This window comes from Herbiconiux daphne (assembly GCF_024979295.1).
Taxonomy (GTDB): domain Bacteria; phylum Actinomycetota; class Actinomycetes; order Actinomycetales; family Microbacteriaceae; genus Herbiconiux; species Herbiconiux daphnes.
Genome location: NZ_JANLCJ010000003.1, coordinates 337,038 through 359,085, shown reverse-complemented (window position 1 = coordinate 359,085; position 22,048 = coordinate 337,038). Strand labels below are relative to the sequence as shown.

The window sequence follows — 22,048 nt, the reverse complement described above, 5'->3', positions numbered from 1 at the left end:
GCATGACGACCGACACGATCGCACGACGGCAGCCGCCGGTGGTGACGCCCGCCGACCCGGCCATCTCGGCCGACGCGGCCGCATCGACCAGACCGGCGACCCCGGTCAGGGCGAGAGCGGATGCGTGGCACCACGTTCGCGGCGTGCTGCTGTGGCTCGTGCGCACCGTGTTGATCGTCGTGCCCGTGTTCCTCTTCTCCACCTTCATCACCTTCCTGCTCGGGGCGGCGAGCGGCCTGAACCCCGCCGCCACCCTGGCCGGCGACTCGGCGACGCCCGAGATGATCGCGCAGCTGAACGCCCAGTACGGGCTCGACAAGCCGATCGTGCTGCAATACCTCGACTGGATCGGCGGGGTCGTCACCGGCGACCTCGGCACCTCGTGGTTCAACCACACGAGCGTGGCCGAGCTGATCGGCCAGCGGCTCGCGATCAGCGCCTCGATCGCCGGGTTCGCGCTCATCATCGGCATCGTGTTCGGCACGCTGCTCGGCCTGGTCGCCGCCGTGAACCAGGGCAGGTTCGTCGACCGCGCCATCACGGCGGTCGCCTCGTTCATGTCGACGCTGCCTCCGTTCGTGGTGTCGATCGGGCTCATCGTGGTGCTGAGCGTGTGGCTCCACCTGCTCCCGTCGGCGGGCTATGTGCCCCCTCAGCAGGACTTCTGGCGCTGGCTCTCCCTCATCACCATGCCCGCCATCGCGCTCAGCCTCGACACGGTGGCCGAGATCGCCCGGCAACTGCGCACCGGCCTGGTCGCGACGCTGCAGGAGAACTACGTGACCGGTGCGGTGGTGCGCGGGCTGAGCCGCCGGCGCGTGCTCTTCGGCCACGCCTTGCGCAACGGCGCCGGGCCGGCGGTCGCCATCCTGGGCATGAAGATCCCGACGCTGCTGGGCGGCGCGGTGGTGACCGAGACGATCTTCAGCATGCCGGGCTTCGGCATGCTCTCGGCCGACTCGGCACTGCGGGGCGACGTGCCGGTCGTGCAGGGCACGCTCGTCGTGGCCATCGTGCTCGTCTTGTTCTTCAACATCGTGGTCAACGTCGTGCTCGGCGGCCTGCGACCGGCCTCCCGACGGGTGCGGTGATCGACGTGCTGCGTGCCGCCCTGCGCCTGCCGAGCGCCAAGATCGCCGTCGGCATCCTGATCGTCATCGCGTTCCTCGCGATCTTCGGGCCCCTCGTCGCGCCGTTCGACCCCTACGCGCAGAACTCGAAAGATCTTCTGCAGGGGCCGACCCTCGAGCACTGGCTCGGCACCGACGACCTCGGCCGCGACGTCTTCAGCCGCCTGCTCGCCGGCTCCACCGTGTCGGTGCTGGCCGCCATGCAGTCGGTCGTGGTCGGCCTCGTGCTCGGCGCGTTGCCGGGACTGCTCTCGGTCTACCTCGGCCGCACCTTCGAGTGGATCACCCTCCGCATCATGGACAGCTTCATCACCCTGCCCTTCCTCGTCTTCGCGATCGCCATGACGGCCCTGCTCGGCAACGGGCTGACCCAGGCGATGGTGGCCGTCGGCATCCTGATCGCCCCGGCGTTCTACCGCGTGACGAGGGCCGCCGCGCTCACGGTGTCGCACTCGCAATACGTCGAGGCGGCGCAGCTGTTCGGCGCCACGACGGCCTGGGTGGTGCGCAAGCACGTGTGGAAGAAGGTGTTCCCGGCCATCGCCGTGACCACGGCGAGCATGACCGGCGCGAGCCTCGTGATCGTGTCGTCGCTGACCTTCCTCGGCATCGGCATCGTGCCTCCCGAGCCCACCTGGGGTGGTCTCCTCGCCACCGACCTCGGCAACCTCTACCAGCGCCCGTTCGGCCCGGTGGTGCCGGCGCTCGTCATCATCGGCACGGTCTGGGCCCTCAACGCCCTCGCCGACGCCCTGAAAGACGCGACCACGGATGCCGGCGCCCCGCCGGTGTCGAAGCAGAAGCGACGCGAACTCCAGGCGGTGCCCCATGGTGCGTGACGACATCCTGAGCGTGACGGGTCTGCGCGTGGTGACCCGCGACGGCGACCCCCTGGTGCACGACGTCTCGCTCGCCGTCGAGCGCGGCGGCGCCCTCGGCATCGTGGGGGAGTCGGGCAGCGGCAAGTCGTTGACCTGCCGCTCGATCCTCGGCATCCTGCCGCCCGGGCTCCGTGTCGACGCCGGAACCGTGACCTTCGACGGCATCGATCTCACCGGCCTCGACTACCGGAGCTGGCAGGGACTTCGCGGCAACCGCATCTCGGCCGTGTTCCAAGACCCGGCGTCGTATCTCAACCCCTCCATCACGGTGGGCAAGCAGCTCTCCGAGGTGCTGCGGGTCAAGACCGGGCTCTCCCGCCGGGCGGCGCACGCCCGCAGCCTCGAGCTGTTCGAGCAGATGGGCCTACGGGAGCCCGCTCACGTCTACCGGCAGTACCCGTTCGAGCTGTCGGGCGGGATGCTGCAGCGCGTGCTGATCGCGATCGCGCTGTCGGCCGACCCCGAGCTGCTGATCGCCGACGAGGCCACCACCGCGCTCGACGTCACCGTGCAGGCCGAGGTGCTCGACCTGCTCGAAGACCTGCGGCGGGACCGCGGGCTCACCCTCATCCTGGTGTCGCACGACCTCGCCGTGGTGTCGCAGATCTGCGACCACGTCGTGGTGATGCGTGACGGCGTGGTGGTGGAGTCCGGCACCGCCGACGACGTGCTGAAGCGGCCGCAGCACGAGTACACCCGGTCGCTGATCGAGCACCACACGGCCTACGGCATCGAGAAGTTCCTGGCAGAGGAGGTGCTCGATGTCTGAGCTGCTGGAGGTCGACGGCGTCGAGGTGTCCTACGGCCGCGGTCGTGCCGAGCGGCGCATCCTGCACGGCGTGAGCCTGTCGCTGGCGGCCGGCGAGTCGGTCGGCCTGATCGGCGAGACCGGGTCGGGCAAGACCACGCTCGCCCGCACCATCCTCGGTCTCACCCGGTTGACGGCGGGCTCGGTGCGGTTCGACGGCGAGACCGTGTCGGGTCTCGGAGCGCGGGCGCTGCGATCGTTCCGGCGCTCGGGGCGGCTGCAGTACGTGTTCCAGGACCCTCTGCAGAGCCTCGACCCCGACGTGACCGTGCGCGACTCGATCGGCGAAGGTCTGCGCATCCGGGGCGGGCTGACGGCGCCGGATGTCGCGACCCGCGCCGAGGCCGCGCTGGCCTCGGTGGGGCTGCCGGCCGACCTGCTCGGGCGCGTTCCCGGTCAGCTGTCGGGCGGTCAGCGGCAGCGCGTCGCCATCGCCCGGGCCCTCGCGCTGCAACCGCGGCTGCTGCTGCTCGACGAGCCGGTGAGCGCGCTCGACGCGGCCAACCGCATCCAGGTGCTCGACCTGCTGCGCACCCTCGGCACCGATCAGGGCATCGCGAAGCTGTTCATCTCGCACGATCTCGGGTCGGTGGCCGGGGTCACCGACCGCATCGCCGTGCTGTTCCGGGGCGACATCGTCGAGGTGGGATCGACGCGCGACATCATCGCGCGGCCGCAGCATCCGTACACCCGGCTGCTGGTCGGCTCGGCCACGACGCTCACCGGCGGAGGAGTCGACCGGGAGCGCCGGCGCGAGCTGCGGCAGGCGTTGGCTGACCACGGGTGAGGTGCCGCGTCGCCGCGGTCAGGGCCGCGTTCGTGGCCGCAATGTTTCCATCGTGTTACCCCTTGCTTCGTGACCCCTGGAGGGGGGTAGTCTTCGACAAACGTTCACGCATATAAGGGGAGCACTACGTGAAGACACGTCATCGGAGACTTGCCGCACTGAGCATCGGAACGGGGGTGATGCTCGCAGGGGTCGCCGGTTTCGGGTCGCAGGCCGCGTTCGCCGTCGATCCCGCCGACTTGCAGAGTCGCGTGACGGTCGACGGCATCATGACCCACCTGCAGGCCCTGCAGGACATCGCCGACGTCAACGGCGGCACGCGCGCCATTGGAACGCCCGGCTACGAAGCCAGCGGCGAATACGTCGAGTCGGTGCTGCAGTCGGCGGGCTACACGCCCGTTCGGCAGGACTTCCAGGCCACGACCCAGTCGCTGCAGGCCTTCTCGCTCGCCCTGCTCGGCACCACGAGCGTGCTCGACCCCGAGACGGGCGTCATCGCGCCGGAGGAGCCCGCGCGCGTGCCGATGGAGTTCACGCCCGGCACGGTCGCGGTGGGCGGGCCCATCGTCGGCGCGTCGATCGTCGCTCCGACGACGGCCACCGGATGCTCGGCCGAGGAGTGGGGCGGCGTCGACGCCACCGCCCAGGTCGCCATCGTCAGCCGCGGCATCTGCTCGTTCGCCGAGAAGTCGCTCGCGGCGGCGGAGGCGGGCGCCGTGGCGATCCTGGTGTACAACAACGAGGACGGGCCGCTGAACGGCACCCTGGGCGAGCCCGTCGAGGGCCTCATCCCGTCGGTCGGCCTCACGCAGGCCGAGGGCGCGGCCGTGGTCGCCGCCCTGCCGACCGACCCGACCGTCGACCTCACGATCGAAGAGACGACGACCACGGTCGACACGTTCAACATCATCGCCGAGACGTCGACCGGCCGCACCGACAACACCGTCATGATGGGCGCGCACCTCGACTCGGTTCCCGAGGGCCCGGGCATCAACGACAACGGCAGTGGAACGGCCACCATCCTCGAGACGGCCGTGCAGCTCGCGGCATCCGGGCCCCTGAACAACCAGGTGCGGTTCGCCTGGTGGGGTGCAGAAGAGGTCGGGCTCGTGGGCTCGAACCACTACGTCGAAGACCTGGTCGAGAACAACCCGGCCGAGCTCGACGAGATCGCGACCTACCTGAACTTCGACATGGTCGCCTCGCCGAACTACGTGATCAGTGTCTACGACGCCAACCAGTCGACGTTCGAGGCGCCCGTGGAGGTGCCGGCCGGCTCGGTCGAGACCGAGAAGGCGTTCACCGACTACTTCGACGCGAGCGGGCAGCCGTGGATCGACACGGCCTTCGACGGCCGCAGCGACTACGACGCGTTCATCGCGAACGGTGTGGCGTCGTCGGGTCTGTTCACGGGCGCTGACGAGGTGAAGACGCCCGAGCAGGTGGCCCTGTTCGGTGGCATCGCCGGTGAGCAGCAAGACCAGAACTACCACCAGCCCAGCGATGACATCGCGAACATCAACACCGATGCCCTCGGCATCATGGCCGGCGCGATCGCCTCGGTGACGGCGTCTCTCGCCAACGACACCTCGGCGATCAACGGCGTGCAGCCACCGGCGCCGACCACTCCGCCGTCGACGACGGCGCCCGTGGTCGACCCGGCTGCGACCGGGCCCCAGCTGGCCGCCACCGGGCCCGCCGACGGCGCGCTCGGCGCGTTCGGCGCACTGCCCCTGGGCGTGCTGATCGTGGCGGCCGGTGTGGCGCTGACGGTGGTGCGGCTGCGGTCGCGGGTTCAGCCCGTGCGGGAGGATGCGTCCCCGAAGTAGGGGCCACAAAATAGGTGGAAAGTACTCAACCAGGGCGGCGGCTCGGCCAACCTAGCGTGGGGGGATGATTCTTCGTTCCGCCTTCCGTCTCGGGTCTGCAGTCGCAGCCACCGCCCTGGTCGCCACCGGCCTCATCGCGGCCCCGGTCGTCTCCTCTCCCGCAGAGGCGTCGACCGGGGCCGCTTCGACGGTCAACGTGATGGCCCCGCTCTGGATCGACGACTGGGCGAGCGACGGGCCGGCCTGGCGGTCGTTCGTCGGCTCGCTCGCGGTGGCCGACGCCCAGGGCGCCGACGCGGTGGCGGTCGACGTCTGGTGGGGCAAGACCGAGCCGACCCGCGGCGACTTCGACTGGGCCTACTACGACAAGCTGTTCGCGGCGGTGCGGTCGGCCGGTCTCGACCTGGTTCCGGTGATGTCGTTCCACCAGTGCGGCGGCAACGTGGGCGACTCGTGCTCGATCCCCATCCCGTCGTTCGTCTGGGAGCCCTACCAGATCTGCGGGTTCGTCGGCTGGTGCAGCAACGTGCCGGTCGAGAACTACTTCGTGAGCGAATACGGCAACACCGATCGCGAGGCGCCGTCGCCCTGGGGCGTCGGCAACGACCGCACGCTCATCGACATGCGCGACTTCATGAACGCCTTCGAGGCGCACTACAGCTCGGGCGCCACCGACTTCAGCGCGGCCTTCCAGGAGATCACCATCGGCACGGGGCCGGCGGGCGAACTGCGGTTCCCGTCCTACGCCGCCCACGACTCGAAGGTGGCGGGCAACCCCGCCGGCTACCCGAATCGCGGCACGTTCCAGAGCTACACGCCCGCCGCCATCCGCTCGTTCGCCGACTGGGCGGTGGCGCGCTACGGCTCGGTGGCCGGGGTGGGCACCGCATGGGGCATCCCGGGCCTCGTCTACACCGCCATCTCGCCGCCCACCGACCACGAGCGGTTCATCGACTCGGGTTCGTTCCACTCCATCGCCTACGGCCGTGACTTCACCCGGTGGTACAACGATAGTCTGCTGCAGCACGGCCGCGAGGTCATGCAGCAGGCGATCGGGGCGTTCGACGGCGCGCTGGCCGCGGTGCCGCTCGGCATGAAGATCCCCGGTGTGCACTGGCAGACCATGGCGTCGAGCCCCATCCAGCGGGCGCCCGAGGTGGCGGCCGGGCTCATCCACACCGACCAGGACTACAACGGAACATCGACGGATCACGGCTACGACGGCATCCTGAACCTGGTGCACGACCTCGACGTGAACGGCGACGGCATGTCGCCGCGGCACGACATCATCCTGCACTTCACGGCGCTCGAGATGCCCGACGGGCGGGAGTGGGACGGCGGGTCGCACGCCTACTCCGATGCGGCGTCGCTGGTGGGCTGGGTGGCCCAGGCGGCGGGCAAGGCGCACGTGACACTGAAGGGCGAGAACGCGCTGAGCGGCGGGCTCGGCAGCGTCGGGTCGGCGAGCTCGGTGGGCTGGGTGCACATCCGCGACGCGTTCGCGGGCACGCCGTCACGCTACTCGGGCCTGACGGTGCTGCGGATGTCGGACGTCACGGCGAGCGGTTCGGTGGCCCGGAGCGAGTTCGAGCGATTCATCCGCGACTTCGGGTGAGGTCTGGCCCGGGGACAAGCGTCAACCATACTTCGTCCAGCACGTACCCGACGGTGCGGTTCGCTGCGATGCTCGCAGCCCACCCTCGATGCTCGGGTGTCGGCGTCGCTCGAGCGACGCTCAGCGCAGCATGGGCGGTGGCGACATCCCCGTGCTGTCCAGTACCACCGCCAGCCCCGCGCAGACAGGTGGGTCACGGGGCTGCCGGCGGACGCGGAGATCAGTACGCGGGGCTCAGTAGTGGGCGAGCCCGCTGCCCACCACGACGGTGCCGAGCACCAGCAGCACGACGGTGGTGACCGTGGAGCTGTTGCGTTCGATCCACTCGCGCGTGCCCTCGAGCGGCCGGCGCATGCGGGCCGGGTCGGCGACCGCGAAGATGATCGGGGCGGCGATGGTCGAGATGCCGAGCACCACGAACACGGCGATGCCGACGACTGCTTCGGCGAAGGTGGCGCCGGTGGCACCGATCGCGACACCGGCGGCGAGGGTGAAGAGCAGGTTCTTGGGGCGCAGCATCAAGATGAAGCCGAGCCCGAGCGAGGGGATCGGGCCGAGGCTCGAGACCTTCGACATCCACTTCGGCGTGCCGGCGGCCGGGTTGTGCTCGTGGCGGCGGCCGCGGCGCCAGCGGATGGCGGCGAGCACGAGCAGGCCGACGCCGATGAGCATCTCGATGGTTCCGATCAGCGGGCTCTTCGCCTCGGGCGGCGCCGGCGGCAGCAGCGTGGCGATCGCGCTGAACAGGGTCGTCAGCCCGAGCAAGCCGATCACGGCGCCGATCAGATAGGTGAGGCTCGACCACCGACCACGCGGCGAGAGCAGGATGAGCACCATCACCACGATCGGAACCGAGCTGAGCGCCACACCGAGGGCGAGCGGCAGGATGTGTCCGATGATGGCCGCCATGGCCACATTCTACGAGTGTCTCGTCTCGACGCCCGCGCGACGGCGGCACCGGGCATCGTATTCTGGCGGAGTGACACGGTCGATGACAGACCGCGCTCTCGTGGCCGTGCTGGCCGCCAGATTCGTTCGCGCGCGGTGGGGGATGCGGTTCCGCTCGCGCGCGCGGTTCGACGCCTGGCAGCGGCGGCGCATCCGCTCGTTCCTGCGGCGGCTGCCCGAGGCTCCGTTCTATCGCGACATCGCCGCGGCAGCCGACCGGCCGGGGCGCCTGCGCCTGCTCGACCAGCTGCCGATCGTCGACAAGAGCACGCTGCTCGCACGGTTCGACGAGCTCAACACCCACGGCGTGCGTCTGGCCGACGCGATGTCGGTGGCGCTCGAGGGGGAGCGCACCCGCGACTTCTCGGGCGTCGTCGACGGCGACCTGTCGGTGGGGCTGTCGAGCGGCACCTCGGGCCGGCGTGGCGTGTTCCTGGTGAGCCCGCGCGAGCGCATGCTCTGGGCCGGCACGATCCTCGCGCGCGTGCTCGACCGGCAGACGGTGGCTCAGGTGCTGCGACCGTGGCGCCCGCCGGTGCGCATCGCGTTCTTCCTGCGCGCCGGAGGGTCGCTCTATGAGTCGGTGGCGAGTTCGCGCATCCGCTTCGCCTTCTTCGACCTCACCCGCCCGATCGAGGCCCATGCGGCGGTTCTCGACGCTGCGGCGTCACGCGGCCAGGCGGCCGACGTCGTGGTGGCGCCGGCATCCGTGCTGGCGGCCCTCGCCCGCCGATCGCTCGACGGTGGGTCACTCGAGGGCGGGTCGCTCGATGGCGGGCAACTCGCCGGTGGATCCCTCGCTGGTGGATCGCGGATGTCGCCGCGGCTCGTGATCTCGGTCGCCGAGGTGCTCGATCCCGACGTCGCCGACCTCGTGGAACGCGCCTGGGGCGCGGCGCCGCGGCAGGTCTATCAGGCCACCGAGGGTCTGCTGGCGATCACGTGCGAGCACGGGGCGCTGCATCTGAACGAGGAGTCGGTGCACATCGAGCGCGAGTGGCTCGACGCCGAGCGAACGCGATTCATCCCCGTGGTCACCGACTTCGATCGTCGAACGCAGATCATCGCGCGCTATCGGCTCGACGACGTGATCCGGGTGGGCTCGGCTGCGCGGTCTTTCTCGTCGCCGTCGTCGTCGTCTGCGTCGGTGGGCGCCGACGCTGCCGCCGGTTCGGCGTCGATGGGTGCCGGCGCAGCCCCTGGCTCGGCAGACCCCGCTGCCGGCTCCCGCTGCGAGCGCTGCGCTTGCGGGCGGGTCACCGAGGTCGTGGCGGGCGTCGACGGTCGGGCCGACGCGGTGCTGCGGTTACCGTCGCTCGACGGGCGCAGCACCGTCGAGGTGTTCCCCGACGTCGTGAGACGGGCGATGACCGTAGCGTCGCGCGGATATTCCGATTGGCGCATACGCCAGACCGGCCTCGACCTCCACGTCTCGCTGGACGAGGTCGACACCGAACACGAAACAGAGGCCGAGGCCGCGGCCCAGCGCGAGACGCGCGTAGCGGCAGTCTCGGGCGCGGTGGCGGCCGAAGCCGCCCTCACCGAGCTGTTCGACGCCTACGGATGCCACGCCACCATCGTCTTCGACCCGTGGACACCGCCCGAACCCGGCATGAAGGTGCGCCGCATCGTTCGGGAGTCCACCTCGTGACCGCGTCGATCCCGCGCCCGACGCGCGTGCTGGTGACCGGCGCATCCGGATTCGTCGGAGGCGCCCTCTTCCGCCGGCTGCAGGCCGACCCGTCGTTCGAGGTCGTCGGGCTGGGGCGGCGGCCGCTCGCCGATGCCGACTACCGCGCCATCGATCTCGCCGGCCCCGGCGCTGCCGACGCACTCGGCGCGCTCGAGTTCGTGCCCGACGTGATCGTGCATGCGGCCGCGCGCACCTCTCCCTGGGGGTCGCGCGTCGACTTCGCCCGAGACAATGTCGACACGACGAGGGCTCTGCTGGAGTTCGCTGGGCGCGGGAGTGCGGCTCGCCGGCCGCGATTCGTGTTCGTGTCGACGGCATCCGTTCTCTATCGCGCGGTCGATCAAGTCGGGGTGGCCGACGACGCTCCGGTCGGCAGGCGGTTCGTGAACGGCTATGCGGCCTCGAAGTTCACCGCCGAGGAACTGGTGCGGGGTTACGCCGGCGAGTGGGTGGTGCTGCGACCCCGCGCGGTGTTCGGACCGGGCGACACCACGCTGTTCCCCCGGGTGATCGAGGCCGCGGAACGGGGGCGCCTGCCGAGATTCCGCGAGGGGAGGCGGGGCCCGGTGCTCTCGGATCTCGTCTACATCGACACGTTCGTCGAGCAGCTCGTGGCGGCCTTGTCGGAGCGGGAGGCCGTCGGGCGCACCATCACCGTCACCAATGGCGAGCCCGTCGACCTGCAGCGCACGGTGCTCACGCTGCTCGAGCGCCTCGCTGTGCCGACGCCGACGCGCGAGGTGCGGCGACGGGCAGCACTCTGGGCCGCGACGGCGGTCGAGGCCGCGTGGCGACTCGCGCGGCGAGCGGGGGAGCCGCCGGTCACGAGATACTCGGTCATCGTGTACGCGTATTCGAAGACCTTCGACCCCACCCTCTGCCGCCGCGTGCTCGGCGAGCCGGCCGTCTCGGTGGCGGAGGGCCTCGACCGCCTCGTCGCCTCCCTCACCCGGGAGCCCGCGTGACGACCCCGCGCGCCCTCGGCCACGACCCGGTCGGTTCCCAGCGGCCCGTCCGCGCCCTCGCGCCGGTGTCCGTGTCCGCACCCTCGCCGGCATCGTCCACCGTGCCGGCCCCCGCCCCTCTCCGCTCGCGCATCGCCGCCGTCGCCACCTACCTCCCCGACACCACCCGGTCGGCCGACGAGACCGAAGAGCTGCTCAGCCGCCTCAACCCCGAGCTCCGCCTGCCCACCGGACTCGTGCGCCGCCTCACCGGCGTCGAGCGCGTGCACCTGCGACCCGACGGGTGGCAGACCTCCGACCTCGCGGTCGCCGCCGCCCGCACCGCGCTCGAACGCTCACCCGGACCGATCGACCTGCTCCTCTTCGCCTCGGCCAGCCAAGACATGATCGAACCCGCCACGAGCCACATCGTCTCGGCGAAGCTCGGCCTCGACTGCCCCGTCATGGACGTCAAGAACGCCTGCAACAGCGTGCTCAACGCCCTGCAGGTGGGCGACGCCCTCATAATGTCCGGGCAGTACCGCCGCGTGCTCATCGCGAGCGGCGAGCAGCCCTCACACGCCGTGCGCTGGCAGCTGGCCGACCAGGCCCAGTTCCTGAGGTCGTTCGCCGGCTACACCATGAGCGACGCCGGAGCCGCCCTGATCCTCGAGCGCACCGACGACACGACCCCGGATGCCACCACGAACCGAAGTCGCACCGACGACTCGGGCCCGGATGCCGCCACCCGGGCCCCCGCGCCAACCGTCCCCTTGGCGCGCCCTCGTGTCACCGGGGCCGCCCACGACCCCGCGTCGCCCGAGCCCGAGTCGAAGCCCGAGCCCCACCCCGCGCCCCCGGCAGCCGGCATCCTGGGCAGTCGCTTCGTCGCCCACTCAACGCACTGGAACGTCGGCACCCTACCCACCGGCGGATCCGTCAACCCGCACGCCGAGGGCGGCAGCTACTTCGACATGGACGGCGCCGCCCTGCAACAGGCCTTCAGCGAGGTGGGCGTCGGCCTCGTCGAGCAGACCGTCGCCGACCTCGGCTACGCGGTGCCCGACCTTGATTTCGTCGCCGTGCACCAGGTCGCCCTGCGCTACCACGAGACGATCGTGCGGGTGCTCGGCGTCGACCCCGGCCGCACGGTCGTGACGATCGCCGACCACGGCAACCTCGCATCCGTCAGCCTGCCGCGGCAGCTCGAGCTCGCACTCGAGCGCGGCATCGTGGGTCCGGGCAGCCTGATCGCGATGGTCGGGCTGGCGGGCGGCATCTCGCTCGGCGCGATGGTGGTGCGCCTGTGACCCGGCCAGACGCGACCGTCTCGACCCCTCGCCCGGGCGGTGAGCGGGCCTGGGAGGCGCGGGTGCAGCGGGCCGCGCATCCGGTGGCCTATCCGATGCTGGCGAGCATCCGCCGGCCGGTCGTGCGCGTGCCGGGCCTCGGGGTGGTGGTGACGGATGCCGCCTTGCTCCGCTCGGTGCTGCTCGACTCGTCGGCCTTCACGAAGACCGGCCCCGGCTCACCAGCCGACCTGTGGACACCCGTGCTCGGACCTTCGGTGCTGCTCAACATGGAGGGCGCCGACCACGCGACCCTGCGCCGCCGCCTCGCGCCCCTCTTCGCCCCGGCCTACGTCGGGGAGCTCACGCGAGCCACGATCGGCGAGGCCGCGAACGCCCTCACCCGCCGCCTCGTCTCCGGCGAGAGCGTGGACTTCGTCGCCGAGGTGCGCGAATACGCGGGCCAGGTGATCAGTCGCCTGGTCGGACTCGACCGCGACGTCATCGGCGAAGACCTCTTCGCCCGCGTCTCGGCCGTCACCGGATTCGTGCGCCTGTCACGGCCCCGCTTCACACCCCCGCAGATCGCGGCGGCCCGCGACGTCCTCGACGAACTCACCCACCACGCCCGCCGCGCCTACCGCGAGGCCCCCGCCGCCTCGCCGGCCGAAGCCGCCGCCCCGTCGGCCCCGGCCGCGGCATCCGCTCCACCGACCCTCGGGGCCGCCACCGTGCCGGCCCGCATGCGCCAACTCGGACTCACCGAAGACGAAGCCATGGGCGCCGTCGGCGCTTTCGTGCTGACCGGAACCGAGACGCTCGTGTCCTACCTCCCGCGGCTGATCGCGATCCTCTCGGACACCGCGTGGCTCGACCGCATCGCCCGCGACCGCGCCCTCGTCGACGCCGCGGTGGCCGAGGGGCTCCGCGTCACCACCCCATCGCCCGTGATGCTGCGCAGCGTCGCCGCGGAATCTTCAGTCGGCGGCGTTGCCGTGCATCCCGGCGACCGGATCATCCTCGCCACCTTCCTGGCAGATCGCGCCGCCGGCGGCTTCGACCCCGTCGCCAACCCCGCGGCGTCCCTCAAACAACTCTGGTTCGGCGCCGGCGCCCACTTCTGCCTCGGCGCGCCCCTCGCGATGGCCCAGATCACCACCACCCTGAACGCGATCCTGGATGCCGCCGCCCAAGCCCCCCTCCGCATCACCTCCCGTCGCCCCCAACGCGGCACCCTCATCCCCGGCTACGCCCACCTCACCCTCGCCCGCGCCTGACCGCCCGCTTCCTCCCTCCACGCGGCAGCCCGCCCGAGCCCCGGCCCGCCCGCACCCCGCTCGCCCGACCCCCAGCACCCTCCGCCCCTTCCGCGAGTGGTCAAATTCGGCGCCAAACCTCCTGCCTTCCCGCCGAAAGTGACCACTCACGCGCGTGGAGAGTGCGCTCTCCTTGGCCGGCCTATCCCGATGTAGCCGAGTGGTCACAAAGTGCGCCAAAATCGGCGCCTTGGCGCCGTTTGTGACCACTCGCGAGGGAGGGGAGGCCGCGGAGGGAGCCACGCGGGGCGCGGGCGGGCGTGAGAAGTCGAAATGTGTGGCAGCGGGGGTGGGTTTGCAACGGAAGTCGACTTCTCGTGGGGGGGGTGGAGGGCCGCTGGGCCGCGCGAGCGGGGCCGTGGGGCGCGCGGGCGCGGCCGGCGTGCGGGCACCGCGGCGGCGGGCGGGGGCGTGGGGCCGCAGGGACGGGCGGGCGCGAGAAGTAGAAAAGTGTGGCAATGAGGGTGGGTTTGCAACGAAATTTGACTTCTCGTGGGGGTGGAGGCCGCGCGAGCGGGGCGGGTGCCGCGCCGCGGCGCAGCCGCGGGGCGCGGCAGCGCGGGCGGGGCGGGCGGGGCCGCGGGTAGAGTCGAGCGATGCGAGCTCTTGTGTTCAACGATGCCTATTCGGTGTCGATGGAAGACGTTCCCGACCCCGAGATCCAGGTCGCGACCGACGCGATCGTGCGGGTCGTCGCCACGTGCGTCTGCGGCTCCGACCTCTGGTACTACCGCGGCGACACACCCCGCAGACCGGGCTCGCGCATCGGCCACGAGTTCGTCGGCGTCGTCGAGGCGATCGGCACGGATGTCGGCACCCTGCGCGTCGGCGACTTCGTGATCGCCCCCTTCATGTACAGCGACGGAACCTGCCCGCACTGCCTCAACGGCATCACCTCCTCGTGCGTGCACGGCGGCTACTGGGCCGCCCGCGGCGTCGACGGCGGACAGGGCGAGTTCGTGCGCGTTCCCCTCGCCGACGGCACCCTGGTCGTGGTGCCCGGCGGCCGCCCCGACGACGCCCTCATCCCGCACCTGCTCGCCCTCTCCGACGTCTGCGGCACCGGGCACCACGCGGCGATCGGCGCCGGCGTGCGCCCCGGTTCGGTCGTGGCCGTGGTCGGCGACGGGGCCGTGGGGCTGAGCGGCATCCTCGCCGCCCGCCGCCTCGGAGCCGAGCGCATCATCGCCCTCAGCCGCAACCCCGAGCGCCAGGCCGTCGCGACCGCGTTCGGCGCCACCGACCTCGTGGAGGTGCGGGGCCAGGATGCCGTGGTCGCCGTTCTCGAACTCACCGGCGGCCTGGGTGCCGACGCCACCCTCGAATGTGTCGGAACCGGCGAGTCGATGAACACCGCATTCGCCATCGCGCGGCCCGGGTCGCGGGTGGGGTTCGTGGGGGTGCCGCACGGCGTCGAGTTCCCGATCGACATCGCCTTCTACAACAACGTCGGGCTCGGGGGAGGGCTGGCGCCCGTGCGCGCCTACCTGCCCGACCTGCTCGCCGACGTGCTCGACGGGTCGATCGAACCCGGCCGGGTGTTCGATCTCACGGTAGAATTCGAACAGCTGCCCGAGGGCTACGCGGCGATGGACGAACGCCGCGCGATCAAGGCGATGGCGAGGCTTTCATGACCGACAGCACCCACACGACCAGCACCCACACGACCAGCACCCACACGACCAGCGCACACGAGAACGGCGCCCACACCGACCTGCTGCAGAGCGCACCGGGCGAGGTCGTGCAGGCCGAACTCGTCACCGACGACCTCGGCTTCGGCGTGGCCGTGGCCCAGTTCGCGCCCGGCGCCGACAAGACGGCGAACCTCGAGACCATCGCCCGCCTCGCCCGCGTCGCGAAAGAGCGCGGCGCGGCCCTCGTGGTGTTCCCCGAGTACTCGTCGTTCTTCGTCGACCCGCTCGGCCCCGAGCTGGTCGAGAACGCTGAACCGCTCGACGGACCGTTCGTCACCGTGCTCGCGGGACTCGCGGCCGACCTCGACCTGCACATCATCGCCGGCATGGCCGCCGAGGTGCGCGACGAACGCCGGTTCTCGAACCTGCTCGTCGCCATATCGCCGGCCGACGGCGTCATCGCCACCTACAGCAAGCTGCACCTCTACGACGCTTTCGGCGCCCACGAGAGCGAATGGGTCGAACCGGGCTCGGTCGACGAACCCGAGACGTTCTCGATCCAGGGCGTGACCATCGGCATGCAGACCTGCTACGACATCCGCTTCCCCGAGGTGTCGAGAAGACTCGTGGATGCCGGCGCCGACGTGGTGGCCGTGCCCGCCGAGTGGGTGCGCGGCCCGCTGAAAGAGCACCACTGGCGCAGCCTCGTCACCGCGCGAGCGCTGGAGAACACCATCTACGTCGCCGCGGCCGACCAGACGCCGCCGGTCGGCGTGGGCGCGAGCCTCGTGGTCGACCCGATGGGCGTGACGATCGCCTCGCTCGGCGAGCGCGAAGACGTGGCGGTGGCGTTCATCGACCCGCGCCGCATCGACGAGGTGCGGCGCATCAACCCCGCCCTGGCACTGCGCCGCTTCGCGGTGGTCGAGCGAACGGACTAATTTTCCGCTCGCCGAACCGCAATGGTGGACGGCGGCCGGAAAATTATCCCGTTCCGGCACCACATCCCGAACGGTGACCGCTCAGCGCCCGAGCCGCGCCAGCTGCGCCAGCTGCGCCGCCGCGCGCTCGAGCACGTCGACCTTCTTGCAGAACGCGAACCGCACCAGACTGGCGTACTCCTGCCCGACCTCCTCGTGGCAGAACGCACTGATCGGCACGCCGACGACACCCGCCAGCGCCGGTAACTCGCGGCAGAGCGTGGCGGCGTCGGCGTAGCCGAGCGGCGCCGCGTCGGCCACCACGAAGTAGGTGCCGTGCGGCACCGTCACGTCGAAGCCCGCCTTGACGAGCCCCTGCGAGAGCAGGTCGCGTTTCGCCTGCAACGTGGCCGCGATGCCGTCGTAGAACGAGTCGGGCAGCGCCAGGCCGAGGGCGATGGCCGGCTGGAACGGCGCCCCGTTGACGTAGGTCAGGAACTGCTTCACCGCGAGCACCGCGGTCACGAGCTCGGGCGTCGACACGATCCAGCCGATCTTCCACCCCGTGGTGCTGAACGTCTTGCCCGCCGACGAGATGGTGACCGTGCGTTCACGGGCGCCCGGCAGGGCCGCCACCGGAATGTGCGGGTAACCGAACGTGAGGTGCTCGTAGACCTCGTCGGTGACGATGATGGCGTCGTGCTCGTGCGCGAGCTCGACGATCAGTTCGAGCGTCTCGCGCGGCAGCACGGTGCCGGTGGGGTTGTGCGGCGTGTTGATGAGGATGACCCGGGTGCGATCGGTCACGGCCGCCCGCAGCTCGTCGTGGTCGGGCAGGAAGTCGGGCCGCCGCAGCGGCACGGTCTTGTGGATGCCGCGGGCGAGCGAGATGAGTCCGCCGTAGGCGTCGTAGAAGGGCTCGAGGGTCACCACCTCGTCGCCGTCGTCGACGAGCGCGAGGATGGTCGCCGCCAGCGCCTCGGTCGCTCCGGCGGTGACGAGCACCTCGCGGTCGGGGTCGACGCGCAGACCGTAGAACCGCTGCTGGTGCTCGGCGATGGCCTGGCGGAGCGCCGGGATGCCGGTTCCCGGCGGGTATTGGTTCACCCCGTCGGCGATGGCGCGGCGCGCGGCGTCGAGCACCTCGGCCGGGCCGTCTTCGTCGGGGAAGCCCTGACCGAGGTTGATCGCTCCGGTGGCCTGCGCGAGCGAGCTCATCTCGGCGAAGATGGTGGATGCGATGCGTCCGTCGGGTGCGAGCAGTCCTGCTCCGCGCGCAGTGCGTTGCCACGATCCGCTGATGGTCATTGTGTCCCCGGCATTCTGTTCGGCTTCCAACTTAGCCGCTGGCCGATCTAAGCCGAGTCATAACGACACGGCAGTCTGCGCACAGCCTGTCCATAGAGAACCCTCAGGTTCGCTGACGATGCTTGCGAGTGCTTGGAAGGAGCACCCCACATGTCAGACAGCACCGAGAACCGCGACGGCATCGGCGACGACGCGAGCGTGCAGAAGGACGCACAGCACTCGGAGTCGAACGCCGAGGTCGTCCCCACCGCCGAGAACACCCCTGGCGACGCGACCCGCACAGCCGAGACGACCCCCATCGCCCCGGAGTTCCCCTACCGCGACAACACCACCGTCGTCGCCCCGGTCGTGCCGGCCCAGCCCACGGCAGCGCAGCCCACCACCCCGCAGCCCACCGTGCCCCAGCCCACGGCAACGCAGCCCACCGCGCCCCAGCCCACGGCAGCGCAGCCGACGCCCCCCTACACGCAGCCGGCTGGCTACAACCAGCAGGCCCCCTACGGCCAGCACGCCCCCTACGGCCAGCAGCAGACCCCGAACTACGGCAACGGCTCGTTCGGCACCCCCACGGGCAGCACCCCCTCCTACGGAGCGGTGCCCGACCCCAACTTCAACTCGGCCATGTACGCGGCCTCGGGAGCCTACGCCAACCAGGCCCAGGCCACGGCGGCCCCCGCCAAGAAACGGCGCGGAGGCGTCGCCCTCATCGCCGCGCTCGCGATCGGCGCCCTGATCGGCGGCGCATCCGGTGCCGGCGTCACCGCCTGGGCGGTGAGCCAGAACGGCGGCTCCACCACGAACTCGGCCTCGAGCCCGTCGAGCATCACGGTCAACAACCCCGACGACGCCAACCTCATCACCGCGGTCGCCGCCAAGGCATCGCCCTCGGTGGTCACCATCTCGGTCTCGAGCGACCAGGCGGCCGGCACCGGCTCGGGCGTCGTGCTCACCGACGACGGCTACATCGTGACCAACACCCACGTGGTCACCCTCGACGGCGCCACCGCCGACGCGACCATCAAGGTCGAGACCAACGACGGGCGCATCTACGACGCCACCGTGGTGGGCACCGACCCCGTGGCCGACCTCGCCGTGATCAAGCTGACGGATGCCTCGGGCCTCACCCCGATCGAGTTCGGTGACTCCTCGAAGCTCAACGTCGGCGACGTCGCCATCGCGATCGGCTCGCCGCTCGGCCTCAACGGCACCGTGACCAACGGCATCGTGAGCGCTCTCAATCGCAGCATCACCGTCGCCTCGTCGGCCGCTCCCGACGACACCGAGACGAACCCGACCCCGGATGACGGCAACGGCAACGGCGACCAGGGCCCCTACGACTTCTGGAACTTCGACATCCCGGGTCAGGGCGGGCAGAGCCAGTCGCAGACGCCCACGCAGCAGTCGTCGATCTCGCTGTCGGTCATCCAGACCGACGCCGCGATCAACCCCGGCAACTCGGGTGGAGCGCTGCTTGACTCCGAGGGCAAGCTGATCGGCATCAACGTGGCCATCGCGAGCGCGGGCTCGGGCGACACCGGTGCGCAGTCGGGCAGCATCGGTGTCGGCTTCTCGATTCCAGAGAGCCTCGTCAAGCGCATCACCGACGAGATCATCGCCAACGGCGCGGCCACCCACGGTCTGCTGGGTGCGACGGTCGGCGACGCCGCCTCGCAGGAGAACAGCACCACGGCCGGCGCGGTCATCCAGTCGGTCTCGTCGGGCGGCGCGGCCGAGAAGGCCGGCCTCCAGGCCGGTGACGTCGTCACCGAGTTCAACGGCCTGCCGATCACCGACTCCATCGACCTCACCGCGCAGGTGCGCACGCAGCCCGCCGGCGGCGACGCGAAGATCACCTACACCCGCGGCGGCACCTCGAAGACGGTCGACGTCACACTCGGCCAGCTCGCGGGGTAGCACGCATCACCACCACCGGGCGGAGGCCTCCCACGAGGTCGCCCGCGAACAGGCTGGTAGGCTCGTCGTCGCTGTATGCGGCGGCGGCCCGCCGGCCTTTTTCGCGGTGAGCCGCAGCGCGGAGCCGCAGCGCAGCCGCGACGCGGACCCGCCGCGTGCGGCCGCGACACGACGCCCGAACCACCGACGAGCGGATGCGATGACCGAGCACACACCCGACGACCCCATGGCAGAGCTGCCCGGGGTCTCCTACGTCATGCCGGTGCTCAACGAGGTGACGCACGTCGAGGCGGCCATCGCGAGCCTGCTCGACCAGGACTACACCGGCCCGTTCGACGTGATCGTCGCGCTCGGTCCGTCGATCGACGGCACCACCGAGCTGGTGGAGCGACTCTCGACGGTCGACCCGCGCATCCGGGTGATCGACAACCCCACGGGCTCGACTCCGAGCGGCCTGAACGTGGCGATCGGGGCATCCGGGTACCCGATCGTGGTGCGGGTCGACGCGCACTCCCTGCTGCCGCGCGACTACACGCGCATCGCGGTCGAGGCGATGCAGCGAACGGATGCCGCGAACGTGGGCGGCATCATGAAGGCCGAGGGCACGACGCCGTTCGAGCGCGCGGTTGCGATCGCCTACGGCTCGAAGGCCGGGCTCGGCGGCGGCGCCCACCACGTCGGCGGTGAGGAGGGGCCGGCCGAGACGGTCTACCTCGGCGTGTTCCAGCGGGACTGGCTCACCCGGGTCGGCCTGTTCAACGAAGACATCCGGCGCGGGCAGGACTGGGAGCTCAACCGGCGCCTGCGGGCCGCGGGCGGCGTGGTGTGGTTCACGCCGCGCCTCGTGGTGATCTACCGCCCCCGCCCGTCGCTCGAGCGTCTCGCCCGCCAGTTCTTCTCGACCGGCCTCTGGCGCGGCGAGCTGGCGCGCCGGTTCTTCACCGGCAACGCGCTGAAGTACTTCGTGCCCCCGGTGACGGTCACGCTCGCGCTGCTCGGGTTCGTCGCGGGTGTCGTGGGCCTCGTGCTCATCGCCGCCGGCGCCTCCGCGGTCGGCGCCGGGCTGCTGTTCGGCTTCATCGTGCCGGTGGTCTACCTGCTTTTCGTGGGCGTCGCGGCGATCGACGCGGCCCGGCGGGGCGGCGGTCGCACGGGGGCATGGTTTCTCGTAGTCTTGCCCTGCATCCATTTCAGCTGGGGGCTCGGCTTCATTCTGGGCTTCCTCAAGCTGACGAAGAACATCACGGCGCACACGGGAAGGTGACAGTGTCGCAACTTCCTCCGCGCGCGGCGCGTCCGTCGTCGATCGCCGAGCTCAAGGCCGTGGCGCAGCCCCCCGAGGTGCGGGGTCGCCGAAATGCCGAGCACTGGACGGCGTCGCTCTACCTGCGCCGTCTCTCGCCCTACGTCACGTGGCTGCTGCTGAAGACCTCCATCTCGGCCAACGGCGTGACCGGGCTGATGATCCTCACCGGCTGGGCCACCGCGGCCGCGCTGCTGATCCCGGGCTTCGCGGGCCCGGCGCTCGCGCTGGTGCTGGGCCAGCTGCAGATGCTCATCGACTGCTGCGACGGCGAGGTCGCGCGCTGGCGCCGCACGTCGTCGCCCGCGGGGGTGTTCCTCGACAAGGTGGGGCACTACACCACCGAGTCGCTCATTCCGATCGCCCTCGGCATCCGGGCGGCCGGCTACCCGTTCGACACCCCCGACGACTTCCTCTGGACGACGCTCGGCCTTCTGCTCGCCCTCGTCATCGTGCTCAACAAGGCGCTCAACGACATGGTGCACGTGGCCCGCGCCAACGCCGGTCTCGACAAACTGGCCGACAAGCAGGGCGAGTCCGAACCCTCGCAGGCGCTCGTCGCCCGCCTGCGCCGGGCCGCGCGGTTCCTGCCGTTCCACCGTCTCTACCACTCGGTCGAGCTGACCATCCTCATCTTCGTGTTCGCGATCGTGGGGCTCGTCATCGGCGGTGTGCTGGCCGACCGCATCCTGCTGATCGCGCTCGTGCCGCTGTCGATCCTCGCCCTGATCGGACACTTCGTGGCGATCATGGCCTCGAAACGGGTTCGCTCCTGAGAGGCCCGGCATGACCGCGGAGCCGCCCACCATCGGCGTCGTGCTGCTCACCCAGGGCACCCGCCCCGACGACCTGTGGCGGGGCGCCCTGTCGCTGCTCGCGCAGCAGGGCGTCGTGCTCGACATCGTGTGCGTGGGCAACGGCTGGGTGCCCACGGGGCTTCCGGATGCCGCGGCCCCGATGTCGCTCCGCACCCTCGCGCTGCCCGAGAACATCGGCATCCCGGCCGGCCGCAACGCGGGTGCGGCGGTCGTGTCGGGGGAGTACATCTTCTTCCTCGACGACGACGCCAGCCTGCCCGACCCGCGTTTTCTCGCCGACGCGGTCGCGCGCATCCGGAACGACCCCGGCATCGGGCTGCTGCAGCCTCGCGTGGTCGACCCGTCGGGCGCGACGAATCCCAGGCGCTGGGTGCCCCGCATCCGCAAGGGCGAGGCGACCGAGTCGGGAAACGTGTTCTCGGTCTGGGAGGGGGCGACCCTGCTGCCGCGGCGCGTGTTCGACGCCACCGGCGGCTGGGCGGCTCCGTTCTTCTACGCGCACGAGGGCATCGAACTCGCCTGGCGGGTGTGGAACCAGGGTCTGCGCACCTGGTACGACGGCGCACTCGTGGCGAATCATCCGGCCATCGAGCCGACCCGGCACGCCTACTACTACCGGCTCAACGCCCGCAATCGCGTGTGGCTCGCGAAGCGCAACCTGCCCTGGGTGCTCGCGCCGGTCTACGTGGCCACTTGGACCGGCATCCAGGTGCTGCGCTGGGCCCGTCGTCCGTCGGCACTCGCGGCGTGGTTCGGCGGCTGGGCCGAGGGCTGGCGAACGGATGCCGGCGAGCGGCGCCCGATCTCGTGGCGCACGGTCTGGCGCATGACGAAGGCGGGGCGGCCACCGATCGTCTGAGCGCGCCAAGGTCACGATTGCCTAAAGAAGCACCCTCACAGGAGCGATCCGC

The 22,048-nt window shown here is 71.0% G+C and carries 18 protein-coding genes; 16 read left to right on the top strand and 2 right to left on the bottom strand.

Annotation, left to right across the window (positions count from 1 at the left end):
- Positions 1-2 precede the first annotated feature (2 nt).
- The 6 genes from N1032_RS10450 (at position 3) to N1032_RS10425 (ending at position 7,050) form a co-directional block, all read left to right on the top strand.
- Positions 3-1,091 (top strand): ABC transporter permease, encoded by a 1,089-nt coding sequence (locus N1032_RS10450; protein WP_259539006.1) that lies wholly within the window; start codon positions 3-5, stop codon positions 1,089-1,091.
- Positions 1,088-1,969 (top strand): ABC transporter permease, encoded by an 882-nt coding sequence (locus N1032_RS10445; protein ID WP_259539005.1) that lies wholly within the window; start codon positions 1,088-1,090, stop codon positions 1,967-1,969. Before N1032_RS10450 ends, N1032_RS10445 begins: the two co-directional genes overlap by 4 nt.
- Positions 1,959-2,780, top strand: coding sequence for an ABC transporter ATP-binding protein (locus N1032_RS10440; protein WP_259539004.1), 822 nt, complete (start codon positions 1,959-1,961; stop codon positions 2,778-2,780). The genes N1032_RS10445 and N1032_RS10440 overlap by 11 nt, the downstream gene beginning before the upstream one ends.
- Positions 2,773-3,606: an ABC transporter ATP-binding protein gene (locus N1032_RS10435; protein WP_259539003.1), complete on the top strand. Its 834-nt coding sequence runs from the start codon at positions 2,773-2,775 to the stop codon at positions 3,604-3,606. The genes N1032_RS10440 and N1032_RS10435 overlap by 8 nt, the downstream gene beginning before the upstream one ends.
- 128 nt (positions 3,607-3,734) lie before the next feature.
- Positions 3,735-5,435, top strand: a complete 1,701-nt coding sequence (locus tag N1032_RS10430) for a M20/M25/M40 family metallo-hydrolase (RefSeq protein WP_259539002.1) — start codon at positions 3,735-3,737, stop codon at positions 5,433-5,435.
- 64 nt (positions 5,436-5,499) lie between these two features.
- Positions 5,500-7,050 carry a family 14 glycosylhydrolase gene (locus N1032_RS10425; RefSeq protein WP_259539001.1) on the top strand — a complete coding sequence of 517 codons (1,551 nt, stop codon included), beginning with the start codon at positions 5,500-5,502 and terminating at the stop codon, positions 7,048-7,050.
- Positions 7,051-7,284: 234 nt separating this feature from the next.
- Here the strand turns inward: N1032_RS10425 and N1032_RS10420 are convergent, their stop codons facing one another.
- Positions 7,285-7,959 (bottom strand): GAP family protein, encoded by a 675-nt coding sequence (locus N1032_RS10420; RefSeq protein WP_259539000.1) that lies wholly within the window; start codon positions 7,957-7,959, stop codon positions 7,285-7,287.
- 82 nt (positions 7,960-8,041) lie between these two features.
- Between N1032_RS10420 and N1032_RS10415 the strand changes: the two genes are divergently transcribed.
- The 6 genes from N1032_RS10415 (at position 8,042) to N1032_RS10390 (ending at position 15,815) form a co-directional block, all read left to right on the top strand.
- On the top strand, positions 8,042-9,649 hold the full coding sequence (locus N1032_RS10415) for a hypothetical protein (RefSeq protein ID WP_259538999.1): 1,608 nt from the start codon (positions 8,042-8,044) through the stop codon (positions 9,647-9,649).
- The gene (locus N1032_RS10410) at positions 9,646-10,656 is read left to right on the top strand and encodes an NAD-dependent epimerase/dehydratase family protein (protein WP_259538998.1); all 1,011 of its coding nucleotides are present in this window, start codon (positions 9,646-9,648) and stop codon (positions 10,654-10,656) included. The genes N1032_RS10415 and N1032_RS10410 overlap by 4 nt, the downstream gene beginning before the upstream one ends.
- Entirely contained in the window at positions 10,653-11,945 is a 1,293-nt protein-coding gene (locus N1032_RS10405) for a 3-oxoacyl-ACP synthase III family protein (protein WP_259538997.1), read from the top strand. Before N1032_RS10410 ends, N1032_RS10405 begins: the two co-directional genes overlap by 4 nt.
- A complete protein-coding gene (locus tag N1032_RS10400) occupies positions 11,942-13,201 on the top strand; it encodes a cytochrome P450 (RefSeq protein ID WP_259538996.1) in 1,260 nt (419 codons plus the stop codon). Before N1032_RS10405 ends, N1032_RS10400 begins: the two co-directional genes overlap by 4 nt.
- Before the next feature lie 635 nt (positions 13,202-13,836).
- A complete protein-coding gene (locus tag N1032_RS10395) occupies positions 13,837-14,874 on the top strand; it encodes a zinc-dependent alcohol dehydrogenase family protein (protein WP_259538995.1) in 1,038 nt (345 codons plus the stop codon).
- Positions 14,871-15,815 carry a carbon-nitrogen hydrolase family protein gene (locus tag N1032_RS10390; protein WP_259538994.1) on the top strand — a complete coding sequence of 315 codons (945 nt, stop codon included), beginning with the start codon at positions 14,871-14,873 and terminating at the stop codon, positions 15,813-15,815. The genes N1032_RS10395 and N1032_RS10390 overlap by 4 nt, the downstream gene beginning before the upstream one ends.
- 81 nt (positions 15,816-15,896) lie before the next feature.
- Here N1032_RS10390 and N1032_RS10385 read toward each other — a convergent pair whose 3' ends face one another.
- Complete coding sequence (locus tag N1032_RS10385; protein ID WP_259538993.1) at positions 15,897-17,102, bottom strand: pyridoxal phosphate-dependent aminotransferase; 1,206 nt, start codon at positions 17,100-17,102, stop codon at positions 15,897-15,899.
- Between the two features lie 150 nt (positions 17,103-17,252).
- On the opposite strand from N1032_RS10385, the gene N1032_RS10380 reads away from it, so the two are divergent.
- The 4 genes from N1032_RS10380 to N1032_RS10365 all read left to right on the top strand — a co-directional run bounded on the left by N1032_RS10380 (position 17,253) and on the right by N1032_RS10365 (position 21,996).
- The gene (locus N1032_RS10380) at positions 17,253-19,016 is read left to right on the top strand and encodes a S1C family serine protease (protein ID WP_259538992.1); all 1,764 of its coding nucleotides are present in this window, start codon (positions 17,253-17,255) and stop codon (positions 19,014-19,016) included.
- A 199-nt stretch (positions 19,017-19,215) separates the two neighbouring features.
- The gene (locus tag N1032_RS10375; RefSeq protein ID WP_259538991.1) at positions 19,216-20,280 is read left to right on the top strand and encodes a glycosyltransferase family 2 protein; all 1,065 of its coding nucleotides are present in this window, start codon (positions 19,216-19,218) and stop codon (positions 20,278-20,280) included.
- A gap of 2 nt (positions 20,281-20,282) precedes the next feature.
- Entirely contained in the window at positions 20,283-21,095 is an 813-nt protein-coding gene (locus tag N1032_RS10370; protein ID WP_259538990.1) for a CDP-alcohol phosphatidyltransferase family protein, read from the top strand.
- 10 nt (positions 21,096-21,105) lie between these two features.
- A complete protein-coding gene (locus N1032_RS10365) occupies positions 21,106-21,996 on the top strand; it encodes a glycosyltransferase family 2 protein (protein WP_259538989.1) in 891 nt (296 codons plus the stop codon).
- Positions 21,997-22,048 lie beyond the last annotated feature (52 nt).